The 15259-nt window shown below is 59.3% G+C and carries 11 protein-coding genes; 1 reads left to right on the top strand and 10 read right to left on the bottom strand.

Annotated features, from left to right (window positions below; genetic code table 11):
- Positions 1–29 precede the first annotated feature (29 nt).
- The 4 genes from P3T17_RS19800 to P3T17_RS19785 form a co-directional block, all read right to left on the bottom strand.
- Positions 30–506, bottom strand: a complete 477-nt coding sequence (locus P3T17_RS19800) for a GtrA family protein (RefSeq protein WP_429408642.1) — start codon at positions 504–506, stop codon at positions 30–32.
- Positions 507–932: 426 nt separating this feature from the next.
- The gene (locus tag P3T17_RS19795) at positions 933–1205 is read right to left on the bottom strand and encodes a hypothetical protein (protein WP_429286432.1); all 273 of its coding nucleotides are present in this window, start codon (positions 1203–1205) and stop codon (positions 933–935) included.
- A gap of 204 nt (positions 1206–1409) precedes the next feature.
- Positions 1410–3062 carry a methyl-accepting chemotaxis protein gene (locus P3T17_RS19790; RefSeq protein ID WP_429408641.1) on the bottom strand — a complete coding sequence of 551 codons (1653 nt, stop codon included), beginning with the start codon at positions 3060–3062 and terminating at the stop codon, positions 1410–1412.
- Positions 3063–3232: 170 nt separating this feature from the next.
- The gene (locus P3T17_RS19785; RefSeq protein WP_074265658.1) at positions 3233–3619 is read right to left on the bottom strand and encodes a hypothetical protein; all 387 of its coding nucleotides are present in this window, start codon (positions 3617–3619) and stop codon (positions 3233–3235) included.
- Between the two features lie 212 nt (positions 3620–3831).
- On the opposite strand from P3T17_RS19785, the gene P3T17_RS19780 reads away from it, so the two are divergent.
- Complete coding sequence (locus P3T17_RS19780; protein WP_429408640.1) at positions 3832–4932, top strand: MraY family glycosyltransferase; 1101 nt, start codon at positions 3832–3834, stop codon at positions 4930–4932.
- Between the two features lie 68 nt (positions 4933–5000).
- Here the strand turns inward: P3T17_RS19780 and P3T17_RS19775 are convergent, their stop codons facing one another.
- The 6 genes from P3T17_RS19775 to P3T17_RS19750 form a co-directional block, all read right to left on the bottom strand.
- Positions 5001–6887, bottom strand: a complete 1887-nt coding sequence (locus tag P3T17_RS19775) for a polysaccharide biosynthesis protein (protein ID WP_429408639.1) — start codon at positions 6885–6887, stop codon at positions 5001–5003.
- Between the two features lie 5 nt (positions 6888–6892).
- Positions 6893–7927 (bottom strand): MraY family glycosyltransferase, encoded by a 1035-nt coding sequence (locus tag P3T17_RS19770; protein ID WP_429408851.1) that lies wholly within the window; start codon positions 7925–7927, stop codon positions 6893–6895.
- A gap of 8 nt (positions 7928–7935) precedes the next feature.
- Positions 7936–8892: a UDP-glucose 4-epimerase family protein gene (locus P3T17_RS19765; protein ID WP_429408638.1), complete on the bottom strand. Its 957-nt coding sequence runs from the start codon at positions 8890–8892 to the stop codon at positions 7936–7938.
- A complete protein-coding gene (locus tag P3T17_RS19760) occupies positions 8889–9734 on the bottom strand; it encodes a glycosyltransferase family 2 protein (RefSeq protein ID WP_429408637.1) in 846 nt (281 codons plus the stop codon). The genes P3T17_RS19765 and P3T17_RS19760 overlap by 4 nt, the downstream gene beginning before the upstream one ends.
- A gap of 267 nt (positions 9735–10001) precedes the next feature.
- Positions 10002–11375, bottom strand: a complete 1374-nt coding sequence (locus P3T17_RS19755) for a glycosyltransferase family 4 protein (RefSeq protein ID WP_429408636.1) — start codon at positions 11373–11375, stop codon at positions 10002–10004.
- A 111-nt stretch (positions 11376–11486) separates the two neighbouring features.
- Positions 11487–15221: a glycosyltransferase gene (locus tag P3T17_RS19750; protein WP_429408635.1), complete on the bottom strand. Its 3735-nt coding sequence runs from the start codon at positions 15219–15221 to the stop codon at positions 11487–11489.
- Positions 15222–15259 lie beyond the last annotated feature (38 nt).

Here is a 15259-nt window from a genome sequence, read left to right as displayed (position 1 = left end):
ACGCAAACGCAATATCCCGTTAGCCTATATCAGCTTTTGACTTTTTTTCGGAAAGTCCATTTGTCGTTCAAAACAAAATTGAAGCCACTCGAAACAAGTATTGCGCACAGGTTTGCTATCAGATAATAAACGCCAATCTTGATCAGAAAATTTGTCAGGAAAAACTGTACGCCAATGCCGAGCCATGAAGCCATGGCATATCGGAGAAACTCAATGAAAATGTTTGCCTCGACAGTTTCATGCTTCCGGTCACGCCATGTCCAGTGACGGTTCCAGATGAAATTGTTCAGTATGGAAACCAGAATCGCGACTGTCAAAGCCAGATTCAATCGCAGGTCCACGCCATGGAAATTGCTGGTCACTCCCCTGAACAACCATTCTTTCCCAACGAACAGCATGCAAATATTGACAGGAATACCCGAGACACCTACCAGGCCAAATTTGACAAACCTATGATTAATTACTTTCTTTGGTAAATGTAAATAGCCGCTCATCTCGATTTCCATGTCTATCCGCATGTTCGCCGCCCACGCGGCTTATCGCAATGGCGACAATCCTACGCTGACATCCGAATCTCCAAACTCATTTCCCGTGCCAGCTCAGTATGAGGCTGGACGGCATCACCGCAACTTCAAAGCAATTTTCGGTAATGCTGACGATGCGACGACAGGCGGAAGCACGGGGAATAAAGCAGAGGGCACTCAAGTGTTCGAACTGCTTAACACCTGGAGCGCTGTGACCGGAACCTATGCTGCCTTTCGCATCTGCCGAACCGCAGCCGCCGATTCGCATGTTTTACCGATTTGCCGTAGAACAGCCCGGCAAAGCAGCGGCCATTGTACTCAATTCTCCCACCCGCGACGACCCTGGCAGGTAGCAGCGCTTGCGAGCAAACGGAATCTGCGGCTTTATAACAGCTGAGGTTTTGACGCTCAGAAACAGTCGAACACGACTTCGACCATCTCATCCGTCACACCCCATACGCTATCGGTATGGACAGTGACTACGTGAAGCTGGGCGTTTCGCGCATTGCAGTAGGCTGCCGCATGCTTCAATCCAGCGCTTTTGACATGGGACCACGAGGTGAAGGAGTTGCGCGCGCGACTCGTCAGGCTCAGGTGGCCGTCCTGCCGTGAGCCCACGGTCGAGACGGTCGTGCATGCTGCAAGCAGGGTGATCCCCGCAGCCGCTGCGCTTTGCTTCACGGTTCCCCGCCAGATAGCGGCGGAGGGGACCGTGAGTTGCAAACGGAAGAAGGAATTGGACATAAGTGCTGAAGAGAGGACCAAGGCAGCGTGATTCTATCCGCACAGACGGTCGGTCATGTGTCAATTCAAAATACCATGAGTTCGGTCCTCAGTCGAAACATCGATTGCGAAACGTCGATCCAAAGCGTGGCAAATTTGCACTTAGGCAGTCTGGAGAGCAGCACTGCCGTGCAGTTGTCCCGAATAACTCTCGCTCACGCCAGACGACATCGTGGCAAAGTGCGCGCTTGGCGCTGCCGACGTGTCGTCTTCAAGTCTGAACACCGCCACCGCCTCTCTCAGCACAGCCGCCTGTTCTTCCAGCGACTTCGCCGCCGCAGCGGCCTCTTCCACCAGTGCCGCGTTGTGTTGCGTGACCTCGTCGATCTGGGTAATCGCCTTGTTGACCTGCGCGATACCCTCGCTCTGTTCGAGCGCTGCCGCTTCGATCTCACCCATGATGCCCGTCACGCGCTCCACCGACTGCATCGCTTCACGCATCGTCTTGCCCGCTTCGGCTACCAGCGACGCGCCCTGTTCGACCTTCGCAGCCGACTCGCCGATCAGCTCCTTGATCTCCTTCGCTGCCGTGCCTGAGCGCTGTGCGAGGCTGCGCACCTCGGACGCCACCACCGCAAACCCCCGCCCCTGTTCGCCCGCTCGCGCAGCCTCAACCGCCGCATTCAGCGCGAGAATGTTGGTCTGGAAAGCGATACCTTCGATCATGCCGATAATCTCAGCCACCTTGCGCGATGAGGTGGTGATGCCGTCCATCGTCTCCGTCACGCGGCCCACTACGGTACCGCCGCGCGTCACTGTCTCCAGAGCGCCATGAGCAAGCCGATTAGCCTGCTGCGCGTTGTCGGCGTTTTGCTTCACCGTCGCCGACAGCTCCTCCATGCTGGCAGCCGTCTCTTCGAGCGCGGCCGCCTGCTGCTCGGTCCGGCTCGACAGATCAGCGTTACCTGAAGCGATTTCTTTGGCTCCCTGAGTAATCGCGCCCGTGCTGCCGCGCACCTTCGATACGGTGTCGACCAGGCCATCGCGCATCTGCGTGAGGGCAGCGAGCAACTGGCCCATCTCATTGTGCGACTTCACCTTCACCGCAATCGTCAGATCGCCGGCAGCAATCCGCTGGAAATGCCGAATGGTCTGGTTAACGGGCTTGATCACGGCGGCCGAAAGACCGACGCGCGCCATCACGCCAATCACGATCGAAACCACACCGATCGCTGCGAACAACAGCGTCGAAACGCGGAAACGTGAGGCAGCCGTTTCTGCCTGAAGTCGCTGGTTATCGGCTTCCAGCTGTTCGAGCGAATCAATCGCTTTCGAATAGGTGGCGTAGAAACCGTTGGCCGTTTCGCCCTGGATGTTACGGAAGGTATTGAAGTCGTTGTCCGCGAGCGCCTTGAATTCCGGTTCGATTGCCTGATCGACCAGGGCGGCGCGTGCCGTCGCCACGGTGTGGGCGAGCCGCTCCTCGTCTGCGCTGCCGAAGGGACCGTCTGCATAGGCATGGAAGTCGTTGTTCGATTCGACGAGCACCTTGTGCGCAGCCGGCAACAGATCGTCCGTGCTCTTACCGACGCTAAACAAGGTCTCGTAAGTGCCCAGCGCGAGGCGCGCCTGGAGCAGTTTCGCAGAGCTCTCGTTCAGATGCGTGAGCGCTGCCGAATTGCGCTGCACATCCTGCAGGCCATTGCTCGCGAGCTTGAGCGCGCCGTAACCGACTCCAATCACAGTCAGCAAGAACGCGACAAACACGCCGATGACCAGCGTCAATCCGCCCCGAATGGTGATGTTATTTAGCATTGTTTCTCCGTATCGTCCTGGTCCTGCGGCGCATGACCTGGGCTCCCTCACACTTCGCCGCCTCTGGGTTAACGGACGAGCGGACCCCGTGCTAGATAGGGGGAATCCATGACAGGCGGGGGTTTGCCGGGAGCGCCGAAGTCAGTATGTGGGACTGATGGAGGCTGTCGTTACCGCTGGGTGACTTTCCACAGTATGGAGAATGTCGTCTCCCCCATGGTCAGATAGCCGGTCGCCATGCAGTTATCAGAGCGTGGATCACACAAGAGGGTCAGTTTTTGCTTATTGGTGAAATCGAGGTTGACCGGCGGATCAACCTCTGTGTGTTGCGGTGCCGGTACGTTGTAGACAAAGGGATAGCTCTGTCGCGGTGTTTTCGAGTGATCACCAAGAACAACCAGCGTGCCGCTATGCGCAGGGGCGGGGTCGAAATGCAACTCGGCCGTATCGGCCATTTGGGTGACACCGGTCATTACCACGGGATGCGAATAACCATCGGCCATGGCAACGCAAGCTACAAAAAGCAGAATGAAAGCAACGTGAAACTTCCCAAACATAGGGCGCACTCTGTCAGACGAACAAGCCGAAAGTATGACTGAACGGCCAATTCTTTTCAGTGGCGATGCGGTAGCCCTACGGGTGCCGTCGACTGGACCTGATGAGACCACTGGCCGCGGTCACTGACTGAACTGTAGTCCGTCCCGGCACGCTTTTCGAGGCCCGCACATTTCGTTTGTATAATTCGGCGTCTTCGCTCAGGCTCACTTTCATGCTTAGTTTCGCGCTCGGGTTTCTCGTCTCACTGCTGGTCACCCTGTTGATCGTGCGCTACGCGCATTTGCATGAAAAATTCTCCACCGATACCGACCTCTCCGGCGTGCAGAAATTTCATGCGAGTCCAGTGCCGCGGATCGGCGGAACGGGCATTCTGATCGGACTGGTGGTGTCGGCCTTGCAGTTGCACTACTCCTACCCCGCTGTCTCCGGAGGCATTCTGGGCCTCGTGGCGTGCGGTCTGCCGGCATTCGGGTCGGGGCTCGTCGAAGACCTGACCAAGAAGGTTTCGCCGCTCGTGCGGCTCATTTGCACGATGGCCGCAGCGGCCCTCGCCTACTTCCTGCTGAATATTGCCGTTACGCGAATCAGCGTACCGCCGCTCGATTTTCTGCTCTCCTACGCAGTCATTTCGTGTGGGGTGACGGTGCTCGCGGTAGCGGCACTTGCGAACGCGGTGAATATCATCGACGGCTTCAACGGACTGGCGTCGATGGTCGCGTTCATGATGTTCGCATCGCTCGCGTATGTGGCGTTCGAGGTATCGGACCCGGTCGTGCTGTCCGCGTCGCTCATCATGATGGGCGCGGTGATGGGCTTTTTCATCTGGAATTTCCCGGCCGGCCTGATCTTTCTCGGGGACGGGGGGGCGTATTTCATCGGCTTCATGCTCGCCGAACTCTCGATCATGTTGGTGATGCGCAACCGCGACGTCTCAGCGTGGTACCCGGTTCTGCTGTTCATGTACCCGATCTTCGAGACCTGCTTCTCGATCTACCGGAAGAAGTTTATTCGCGGGATGTCACCGGGAATTCCGGACGGCGTACATCTGCACATGCTGGTGTACAAGCGGTTGATGCGCTGGGCCGTTGGGGTACGGACTGCACGCGAATTGACGCGGCGCAATTCGCTGACCTCGCCCTACCTCTGGCTGCTATGTCTGGTGGCTGTGGTTCCGGCAACGTTGTTCTGGCGGCACACGCTGCACCTGTTCTGCTTTGTGATGGTCTTCGCAGCAACTTATGTGTGGTTGTACGTGAGCATTGTGCGGTTCAAGTCGCCACGGTGGCTGGTGGTCCGGAAGGGTCGGAAATAACAAAAAAGGCGCACTGGGCGCCTTTTAGTCTCTCCACGAAGTACCTGCGGTCGAGGTAATTCAATCCCTCACAGCGCGGCGCGAATCTCCGACACCGTCGGCACACCTTGCAGCGGCGGAGCCAAGTTCGGCTGATACTCAGGCACCCAGCGCCGCAGATCGCGGCGCACTTCGTCGTCTGCCGGCACGCGGTGCTGCATCAGCCACGGCAGCAGTTCGTCCAGCAGGTTGTCGGGCACGCCGCGCGCCTGCGCGATCCGCAACTTGGTATGCGGGGTACGCGTGGTCGTTTCGTCGTCCGCCAGCAATTCTTCGTACAGCTTCTCGCCCGGCCGCAGACCCGTAAAGACGATGCGGATGTGCTCCTCACTGAAGCCGTATAACCGAATCAGGTCGCGGGCAAGATCCACGATCTTCACCGGCTCGCCCATGTCGAGAATAAAAATCTCGCCGCCGCGTCCCATGCTCGACGCCTGCAACACAAGTTGCGAAGCCTCGGGAATAGTCATGAAGAAACGCGTGATCTCTGGGTGAGTCACGGTGACTGGACCACCCTTCGCGATTTGCTGCTGGAACTTCGGAATCACGCTGCCGGCGCTGCCGAGCACATTGCCAAAACGCACCGTCTCGAACTGCGTCCGCGAACTTGTTTGCTGCAAGGCCTGACACGCCATCTCCGCCAGCCGTTTGCTCGCACCCATGACGTTGGTCGGGTTGACCGCCTTATCGGTCGAGATCAACACGAAGTGCCTGACGTCATGACGGATCGCCGCGCGCGCCACACGGTAGGTACCGAGCACGTTGTTGCGCACTGCCTGCCATGCGTTCTGCTCTTCCATCAGCGGCACATGCTTGTAGGCCGCGGCGTGAAAGACGATATGCGGCGTATACCGCGACAGCACGTGATCGAGCAGCAGCGAATCTTTCGCATCGCCGATCACCGGCACCACGGACAAGCCAGGGAAGCGGTCGTGCAACTCTTCCGTGAGCTTGTACATCGCAAACTCGGACAAATCGTAGGCGATGAGTTGAGCCGGCTCGAAGCGCAGAATCTGACGGCACAGTTCCGAGCCGATCGAACCGCCCGCTCCGGTCACCATGACCACGCGATTGCGGAGCAGCGCCTCCACGTGCGGCGTATCGATCTTCACCGGATCGCGACCCAGCAAGTCTTCAAGGTCGATCTGGCGTACGCGCGACAGGAACGCCTGCCCTTGCGTCAGCGTGGTCAACGCAGGCAACACCATTGCGCGCACGCCTGCACGCACGCAGAGCGTTGCGACGCGACGCTGCGCTTCGACTGAAGCTGAAGGGATGGCGATGATCGCGTATTCGGTCTTGAGCGATTCGGCGAGCTGCGGCAGTTCGCTAATCGGGCCTAACACCTTGTAGCCGTAAATTTCGCGGCCATGCTTGGACACATCGTCGTCGAGCAGCCCCACGAGCCGCCACTCGCTCGAGCGTGAGAGTTCACGAGCGAGGCTCGCGCCTGCGGAACCTGCGCCCAGAACCACGACCGGCTTACCCTGCGCAACCAGGCCACCGTAAAGATAAAACTCTTTGGTCGCCCGATAGAGCGCGCGCGAGCCGCCCATTGCAAGGAAAAGAAACAGCGGCGAAACCACCAGCACGGAGCGCGGAACGATCGGAATCGGCTGAACCATCACCGACACGACCATCGCGACTACTGCGCCGGTTGCGACCGACTTCGCAATCCGGATGAGGTCCGGCAGGCTAGCGAACACCCACATGCCCCGGTATAGGCCAAAAATCCGGAACATCACGCCGTAGACCGGTAGCACCCAGACGAGTGAATGCAATGCGCCCGCCCGGAAATCCACCGGGACGGAACCGTTGAAACGGATGACGTACGCGACGAGCCACGCCGCGCAGACCGCACACAGGTCGAATAGAAATGCGCTGAGAGATAGCAGCGAGGCCTTGTTTCTTAGCATCAGCGTTATACCTCAGTTGATTGTTCAGACAGTGTTGATTGAAAACGACGCCAGCGCAAATCGACCGCCGCGCCCATCAGGCACAGAGCGACGATCCATGCCGCGACCACCCACCATTGAACAGCCGCAGAACGGCCAAGTATGCTTAAAGCAATCATTATGCCTGTGGCCATCACCGCATACCACAAGCTGGCGGTTCCAGCGTGACCCACGCCCGAGCGCACCATGCGTTGATAGTAGTGCTCCCGGTGCGCTTGCCAAAACTTTTCGCCACGCAAAAGGCGGCGGGCGAGCGTAATTGAGGCGTCGGTGATGAACGGTGCAAACACCATGAAAGGGAGCCAGATAGGCCAGGCACCGCCCAGCCAGCCCCAATACCCTAACGCGCCGGCCAGAAAGCCCAGCGAGATCGAGCCTGCATCGCCGAGAAAAATTCGCGCCGGGTGGAAATTGAACAACAGAAAGCCCAGCGCCGCGCCAGCGACCGCGGCGCACGCCATTGCCAGTTCGGGCATCGAATGGCCGCCGATGAGCGCGGCCACGGCGTAACCGCCGAAGCCGAATAGCGCCATGCCACCGGCCAAACCGTCCGCGCCATCCATAAAATTGTAAAGATTGACCAGCCAGAGCATCAAAAACGACAGGACGGCGAGTACCCACCACGGCACCGGCGCAGGATTGAGCACGACGAATCCCACCACCGCGATCAGATGCGCAGCAAATCTGACCCGGGCGGGTAGTCCACGGCGGTCGTCGATCTGCGAAACCGCAGCCAAGAAAGCCGCCGCCACGGCTGCGCTCCACAGGCTCGGCGCCATGAGCAACGTTGCTATCACCGATACCGGCACCATCCCCCAGCCACCCACTCGCGGCGTGGGGCGAACGTGCAGCGAACGGTCGTTCGGGATGTCAGTGGCGAGACGCCATGCCAGACCGGTCTTCAACAACGCGAGGAGAATCGCCGCACAAACGACCGCGGCTGCCGCTGCGACCACGCCGACACCTGTCCAAAGTGAATTTCCAAAAACTTGCATGAGCATGGACGACCTCAACGCGTCGATCGATACCAACGGGCCGTCGCAGCCAGACCGTCTTCGGTGGAATACGGAGGTTGCCAACCCAGAACGGAGCGGATCCGGCCTGAATCGACCTGCAGACTGCCAACGAGGCGCTCGACCTGCGGCAAGCGGTGCGTCAGCCGTCCTGCCAATCGCAGCCAACTCGTCGGCACCGGCACGAGCCGCGCAGGCCTCTCCAAATGCCTGCCCAACGAGCGCGCCAGTCCAGCGACCGTCGGGTCGTCACCATCCGCGACGTGGAAGCATTGACGCGCAGCACGCGGATCGGTCGCACAACGCGCCAGCGCGTCCGCGAGGTTGTCGACATACACCAGGCTGCGCCTTGCGCGAACTGAGCCAAGGGGCAGCGGCATACGCTTCCAGACGGCATCCATCAGGCGCAGGAAGTTGGCACGCACGTCCGGGCCATAGACCAGCGGCGGCCGCACAATCACGATGTCGAGCCCGGTTTCCTCGCCGAAACGCAGCAGAGCCTGTTCGGCGGCGTACTTCGAACGGCCATAGGCGTCTTGCGGAGCGGGCAGATCGTCTTCGCGCAGCGGTCGCCCCAAATCGCCCTCGGCCAAGGCCTTGATGCTGCTGACGAAAACAAGGCGCCGGGCACCGTTGTGCAAGGCCGCCTCGGCGATCCGCAACGTACCGTCGACGTTGGTAGCGTGGAAGGCCGCATCGGGGTCTACAGCATGCTCATTGAGGACGTGCACGCGCGCTGCCAGATGCACTACGCTCTCGGGTCGAAGGCCTTGCGGCCAATCGGTCTTCACGTCCTCGAAATCCTTCCCGGCGCTCATCCACTCGTGCACGCCATCAGGACAACCGCCTGCCTGCCGCACGAGGCCTGTGACTGCGTGTCCGCCGTCAACGAGCGCACGGCACAGCGCCCGCCCGACAAAACCATTTGCGCCGGTTACGAGAATCCGACTCATAGCCACTTCCAGCCGAAGCGGCTAAAAAACTTGTACGCCGACGCCATAAACATCTTGATATGGGCCGAACCTTTGCGCGCGGCGCCGCCGCCATGGTGCAGTACACGCACGGCCGGTGCGTAGACGACGCGAGCTACGTCATGCGCCCGCAGGCTCAGGTCGTAGTCCTCGAAGTACAGGAAATAGCGCGCGTCGAAACCCGCCAGTTGCTTGAGCACGCCAGTGCGGAACAACATGAAACAGCCACTCACGATGGGTGGGTCCCAGACGATGTCACGTTCGTTGATCACATCGCGCATTTCATAACGGGCAAGACGGCGCGTGAACAGACGGCGGACGCTGCCCGGCAGAAAGCCCCGTACGAAGAGGTCGAGCAAGGTCGGATAGCGGCGACACAAAAACTGCTGATGACCCTGTTCGTCGCCGATCCATGGCGTCAAAAGACCGACCTCGGGGTTGGCTTCGAAGAAGTCGACTGCGCGCAGCAGTGCGTCACGGTCCAGATCGATGTCCGGGTTGAGCACGAGGTGATAACGGCTAGCCGTACGCTCGATAGCCAGATTGTGGCCGCGACCGTAGCCGACATTGCCATGACCGCTGAGAATGGACGTCTCGATGCGATGTGTTTTCAGTGCGTCGAGCTCGCGCTGGACGTCCGGCAAGCCACCGTTATCGACGATATACAGCGTAACCGGCAGACCGGGACGTACGGCCCGCAGTGCGTCACAGGCGGCGCCAAGGCTCGCGAGCGTACTCGTTAATTGGGCCAGTTCCGGCCGATAGACGACAACGGAGACGGACAGCCCTTCAGTTTCTGGACGCGGCGCGCTTGTAGCATTCATGTAAGTGAGAACTGCGTGTCTTATGGACGACACTTCGTTGTGTGGCCGCAACAACCCCGGAGTGTGCGCAATGTTGTGCAGTTCGGCAACCCGATTTTCCTTTTGTTACTGCGCACGAAGCCACCATCAAGCCCCAGTTATTTTGCCTCAATTCAGGCTGCAGACTGCAAAATAAATGGACTTACACGTGTAAGGTCGTGAAGGATTTCTTGCCGCCCCCAAGGCCGGATGTGGCGCACCCTACGGCTTGGTCTTCCCGGCTACGACTCAATGGGTACCGTGCTCTCCAGGCATCTCACCGGCCTCACCTGTTGCAAACAGGACATCAAACCGCTTACGCATCGCCTCCCCCACGGCAGCGGGGTTGTACCTGTGCAACACATACTCGCGGGCTCTCTCTCCGCGTTGTTTGCCTTCCACCGGATTTGATACTGCTTTTCGCATGATTTCTACAGCGGCATCCTGATCGGGTTCAGCCCAGTACTGGCCACGAGACCAGGGATATTCGTGCGCCTCCAGCGGACGCAGGTTGTAGGGAACCGGATAGCCCGTTTCATCTGTCAGGAAGTCGGCGCTGCCGGAGTAACCGGTTCCGATAACAATGCGCCCAAAGGTCATCGCCTCGGCCATTCCAAGGCCAAAACCTTCGGCACGGTGTAACGATACGTAGGAGTCTGAAGCGCGTATCAAGCCGAGCACTTCCTCGCGGGGCATGTTTCGATCGAAGCTCACAATGCGGGGATCACGGGCCATCGCCTCTGCGATCACGGCCTTCATGTCGGGATAGTGATCGGGCGCCCCCGTCGACTTGATCACCAGGCCAACGTTTTCGTCGCCGCGTGGGAAAGCGCGCTGGAAAGCCTCAAGCACACCGAGCGGGTTTTTCCGGAAAGGCGAGGAGTAGTAATCGAAGCTAAACATGAAGTAAAAGCGTCCCTCCTCCAGTCCGAAGTACGCTCGCCCGGGGTGCTCTCCGCCCGTGTCCTCCATGGCCGGAGGCATGATGACGATCGGGCCGGCGAAAATATGTGCGAATGCATCGGCGATGAACTGGTTGGGCGCCCAGATCTCGTCGATGTTGGCCAGGTGTTCCCGCCATTCCTTCGGCGCCTTGGCGAGTTCCCAATACGTGCAGAGGATGTTGTATGACTGTGCCGTCAATTCCCGGCGGAGCGTCTTGAACACCTCGGGCACAAAGTCCGGAGCCACCTGAATCACGTTGACCTTGTAGGGATGGTCCTTGTCATAGCGATGCTGCATGTACGGCGCGATCAACCGGGTCTCGACGCCTTTCTGAAACGGATAGACGGCAAACGGGAAGCCAGCCGCCTCGGCCCCGTCCAGGTTTGCCCTGAATGCCTGGCCCAGGCCTAGTGCGCCTTCAGCGTAGCCGATGAACAGCGCCCCCGGGCGTAGCCCCTGCGCTGCTACCGCGGTGGCAAGGCGCGACTTGCTCGGACGCAGTTTCCTCAATGGCGCAATGCGTATTATCTTGCGCTTGAGCCACTGCATTCGCGACTGAACATAGGGGCCAACGAACTGGCTCCAGGAGGCGCTGATCGCATGCCTCAATCCTTGACGCTTTCGCTGCTCGGCGAAAAAACGGCGCAACGTATCGAGCCGTCGGACAACGCGTGCCAAGGTACCCTCCTGGCTGATTGAGCAAACCGTACTCGCGGCGCGATGAACGGTTAGCAAAGGAGACGAAATTGAGGCGCCGCCTCTCTCGAGTGTGGCGCGTCGTGGGGAGAGTTACGTATCAGCCGATGCTGCAGGCTGCTGCCCTTCTGGGAGCCACGTCTTGTACCATCGATTGCCGAAGATCACATCGCACAACTGGCGGTAGCTGCTGTCCCACGTAAGCGATGCCGGAAAGTCGGCGCGCGGGACAAAACCGTCTGTCACCCAGTTGCGAATCGCGACCGCGAGATCCTGTGGATCGTCGCCCGAGAAATAACGTATCCGGTCGCCAACCATTTCCCGAAACACGGGTAGATCGCGCGCAAGCACCGGAACACCTGCATGTAGCGCCTCGGCGATCGGCAGGCCAAACCCCTCGTGCCGGGACGCCATCACGAGACCCGAGCTTGCACCATAAAGCGCACGCAACCCGGCGTCGCCGCACCCACGCAGCCAATGCAGACGCTTGCCCAATTCGGGCGAGCGCTGAAGCTGGCGGGCAAACGCCTCCATATTCCAACCCTGATTGCCGACAATGATCAGGCCGATATCCTCGCCATCTGCCCATAGACGCTCGAACGCTGCAAGAGCTTGCGAGTGACCTTTGCGCGGTTCGACCGTACCGACCATGATGACGGTGGGCCGCTTTTGCGCACTCTCGATAGCAACGAGCGTCTCTGATGAAATGCCATCATCCAGGCTTCGCCCTGGGAAATCCGCGCCAAGATGAACAGCGCCGATTGGCAGCGGTCTGTCCCGGCGACCAGGTTCCTCGCTTAGCCACGTACTCACATCGTCGGCCACAACCTGCGAAATACAAACGGCGGCGTCGGCTATGCTGAGCATCCGGCCATACCATTCGGCGACCAGTTTTGCGACATCGGCTGGAAACAGTTCGGGGTAGCGCAACGGCAACAGATCATAGACAAGTAACACTACTCGCAGGCCATCTAGTCGCAACCGTCGAAGTTCATCGAACTCCGCCGGCGTTATGCTTGGATTAACATCGGCACATAGCAGCACATCTCCCGGCCGGACGTCGAGTGGCCTCTCCGGTAGGTTTAGCGGCTCATGTCCAAGGATAGCGAGCGGCGCAGCATAGGTATGCCGGAACCGTCCGCCAAGTGCGCGCACCGCCTCCCCCTGCCGGCCCTGCGGTGGCGTTTCGAGAGTTCGCCGGATGATTTCACGCACGACGCGCTGGATGCCTGTGCCGAGGTCAACGCGTGCCATTTCTGAAATATCGATCAGCAACCGTGGGTGTCCGCCACCCCGCCACGGCGACGGAAAGCTTCTGGCGATAGCGCGCGCTGAGATACCCAACCCATCCGGCAAACTCGCCACGGCCTCCATTTCGGATTGCATACTTCTTGCAATGACAGCCGCACTTGGTGCCGCATAAGCCCTTTCGATCTTATCAAAATAAGCTTGCGCAATCGCCCGCGGCGCAAGCTCCCGCTTCGCATAGGCGCGGCCGGCGGCGCCGAGCACCGTCCGCCGGACAGGATCGAGTATCAGCGCGGCCAGCGTCGCCGCAAGGTCGGACGAGTCGGCGTCGTCGGGCAGACCAACGACAACATCCTTCGGTAATTCCGCTGCCGAACCATGGCAATTTACGATCAGTGGCAGGCCTGCAATCAACACATCGGCAACTGCCGCTGAGCTTTCTCCGCGCGAGCCAGTTCGCCACTGGACCGCTACGTCAGCCGCCGCGAGCCACGAGTCATAATCATCCCGCGACAATCGGCCAGTGAAGACAACACCTGCACGTACGTCGCTCGTCATCTCTCGCTGAACTTCTTCCGAAGCATCCCCAGCAAAAACCAGGCGGCCGGCGAGGCCTGCTTGTCGCCAGGCATCGGCAAGCAATTCCGGACACTTAAGTCGCGTAACATACCCAAAGCTGCACACCACGAACTCATCATCCGTCAGGCCAAGAATTGCTCTCGCCGTCTTCCTGTCAGGTCGCGGGCGATCGGCACGCAATAGCGGAATTACGGAGACGTTGCTCATGGCCTCAGTGCCGAAATGTTCCGACAGCACCGCAACTCCGTGATGTGAGTGTTGAATAACGCCCACAGCATTTTCGAGCACGGACAGCGAGCAAGGGTAATGTTGCAGCGCCGCAGCTCGCCCACGCTCGGCGTCAAAACGCAACGCAGAATAGCCGTGCGATTGGAGCAGCGCAGCCCGAAAGCCATCGTGTTGATCGTTCGCACGCGGCAACCAGTTCAGATAGTCCGAAAGGAACGCGTCGTGCAGCACAACTACCCCTGAAACCCGAGGCAACAGATCTTCCATTTGAAACCGGTGAAAGCTCGAGTTTCCAATCTGGTACAACACGCGGTCAAACTGGCCGGCCTTAAGTAGAAATTCCCTTGGGTTCAATCGTGAGAATGCCCACAGACGCACGTCTGTGGTCTCGTCTTCGCTAACGAGCGTGATGTCGTAATGGCGAGCGAGTGCGGTCAATAAATCGGCGCTGTAGTCCGCGATACCGCTGGCTTGTGGTGGGAGAGGTGATACATATGCCAGACTCGAACGCTTCGGTAGTAGACCATCAATGCGGGTTTTACCCAGCGCAGTCCGCTGCCGGTGAATTGTTTCGAGGGCGTCCCATGCACGCGACGCCGAGGCTTGCCAAGTAAACCGACTCGCCTGAGCGGGACCATATGCCGCCAACTCATCGCGAAAAGTTGGGTTCTCGAGAACTTTGCGCATACAGGACGCAATGGCCTCTGGATCGTCCGGGTCGAAGGTAGCATCTTCACGCCCGATCACTTCCGGCAAACTCGTCACGTTGCTGGCAATTGCAGGCGCGCCACAAGCCATTGCCTCAGCGAGCGGCAACCCGAATCCCTCATGGCGTGACGGACACACAAACAGGCCGCAAATCGAATAGAGCGCGCGCAAATCCTCCTCGGCCACGAAAGGCACGTACACTAGTCGATCAGTCGGTACGCCAACCCGACGGGCTGCCTGATAGAGCTTTTCCCGATCTCGTCTGCCCGCTACGAGGAGTTGATGGCGGGCCTGCAGCGCGGCAGGCAAGCGCGCATAGGCGGCGAGAAGTCCCGCTTCGTTCTTGTTGGGGCTATCCGCAGAGAGAAACATGACGAACCCGTCCTGCAGACCGTATTGCTGCAGCAACGCGGCCCGCCCCTCGGTCGACAACGTCGCCGGATGAAATTCAGGCCCAATGCCCGCTCGGATATTGAAAATCCGATCTTCGGGATACGACAGGTAATCTATCGCCTCTTTGCGACTCGACTCCGAAATGGCCAACAAGCCTTCGCAGAGCGACATTTCCTGAACCGTGCGGTAGTACCAGCGCGTGTGTGGCGAAGGCGTTTCTGATGCGCCGAAGACATCGGTATGGTGTAGCAGCGGAATCAGATCGTAACAGGTCGCCACCAACGGCAGTGGCATGAGTTGCCTCGCCGAAGTACTAATAACATCGTCGCTTGCTCCGTCGAAAAGGCTGGCTACGTGCACCAGATCCGGTTGCAGCGAAGCAAGAAATTGTGCTCGCAGGGTTTCGGCAAACGGACGTCGCGCGGACTCATGAAACACCGCTGCAGTATCGCGCGGCGGATACCATATCCGAATGTTCTCGCGCGGCAGGATTGTCGCGAATTTGGCGGATAGCTCTTCGGCAGTATCCATGAACGCGCCGCTCAGCGCGATGATTACCTCATGTCCACGGGCCTCGCGAGCCATCGCCAGCGCAAGCTCGCGCGAATAACGACCAATGCCACGTACGCTACTGTCCCCTTGGGCAGCCTGTAAATCGATGACAAGACGCATGCTGTCAACCTAGAAAATTCGATGAGCTGGGTTCGTAT

It is taken from the genome of Paraburkholderia sp. GAS82, assembly GCF_050436285.1.
Classification (GTDB): Bacteria; Pseudomonadota; Gammaproteobacteria; order Burkholderiales; family Burkholderiaceae; genus Paraburkholderia; species Paraburkholderia phenazinium_B.
Note: the sequence above shows the minus strand (reverse complement) of the source record. Positions and strands in the feature narration are given on the sequence as shown.

Bases quoted from the DNA above. Each gene is read 5' to 3' on its own strand.
- P3T17_RS19760 (WP_429408637.1), bottom strand. From the start codon at position 9,734: ATGAATGCTACAAGCGCGCCGCGTCCAGAAACTGAAGGGCTGTCCGTC.
- P3T17_RS19790 (WP_429408641.1), bottom strand. From the start codon at position 3,062: ATGCTAAATAACATCACCATTCGGGGCGGATTGACGCTGGTCATCGGC.
- P3T17_RS19800 (WP_429408642.1), bottom strand. From the start codon at position 506: ATGGAAATCGAGATGAGCGGCTATTTACATTTACCAAAGAAAGTAATT.
- P3T17_RS19775 (WP_429408639.1), bottom strand. From the start codon at position 6,887: ATGCTAAGAAACAAGGCCTCGCTGCTATCTCTCAGCGCATTTCTATTC.
- P3T17_RS19765 (WP_429408638.1), bottom strand. From the start codon at position 8,892: ATGAGTCGGATTCTCGTAACCGGCGCAAATGGTTTTGTCGGGCGGGCG.
- P3T17_RS19785 (WP_074265658.1), bottom strand. From the start codon at position 3,619: ATGTTTGGGAAGTTTCACGTTGCTTTCATTCTGCTTTTTGTAGCTTGC.
- P3T17_RS19770 (WP_429408851.1), bottom strand. From the start codon at position 7,927: ATGCTCATGCAAGTTTTTGGAAATTCACTTTGGACAGGTGTCGGCGTG.
- P3T17_RS19780 (WP_429408640.1), top strand. From the start codon at position 3,832: ATGCTTAGTTTCGCGCTCGGGTTTCTCGTCTCACTGCTGGTCACCCTG.
- P3T17_RS19750 (WP_429408635.1), bottom strand. From the start codon at position 15,221: ATGCGTCTTGTCATCGATTTACAGGCTGCCCAAGGGGACAGTAGCGTA.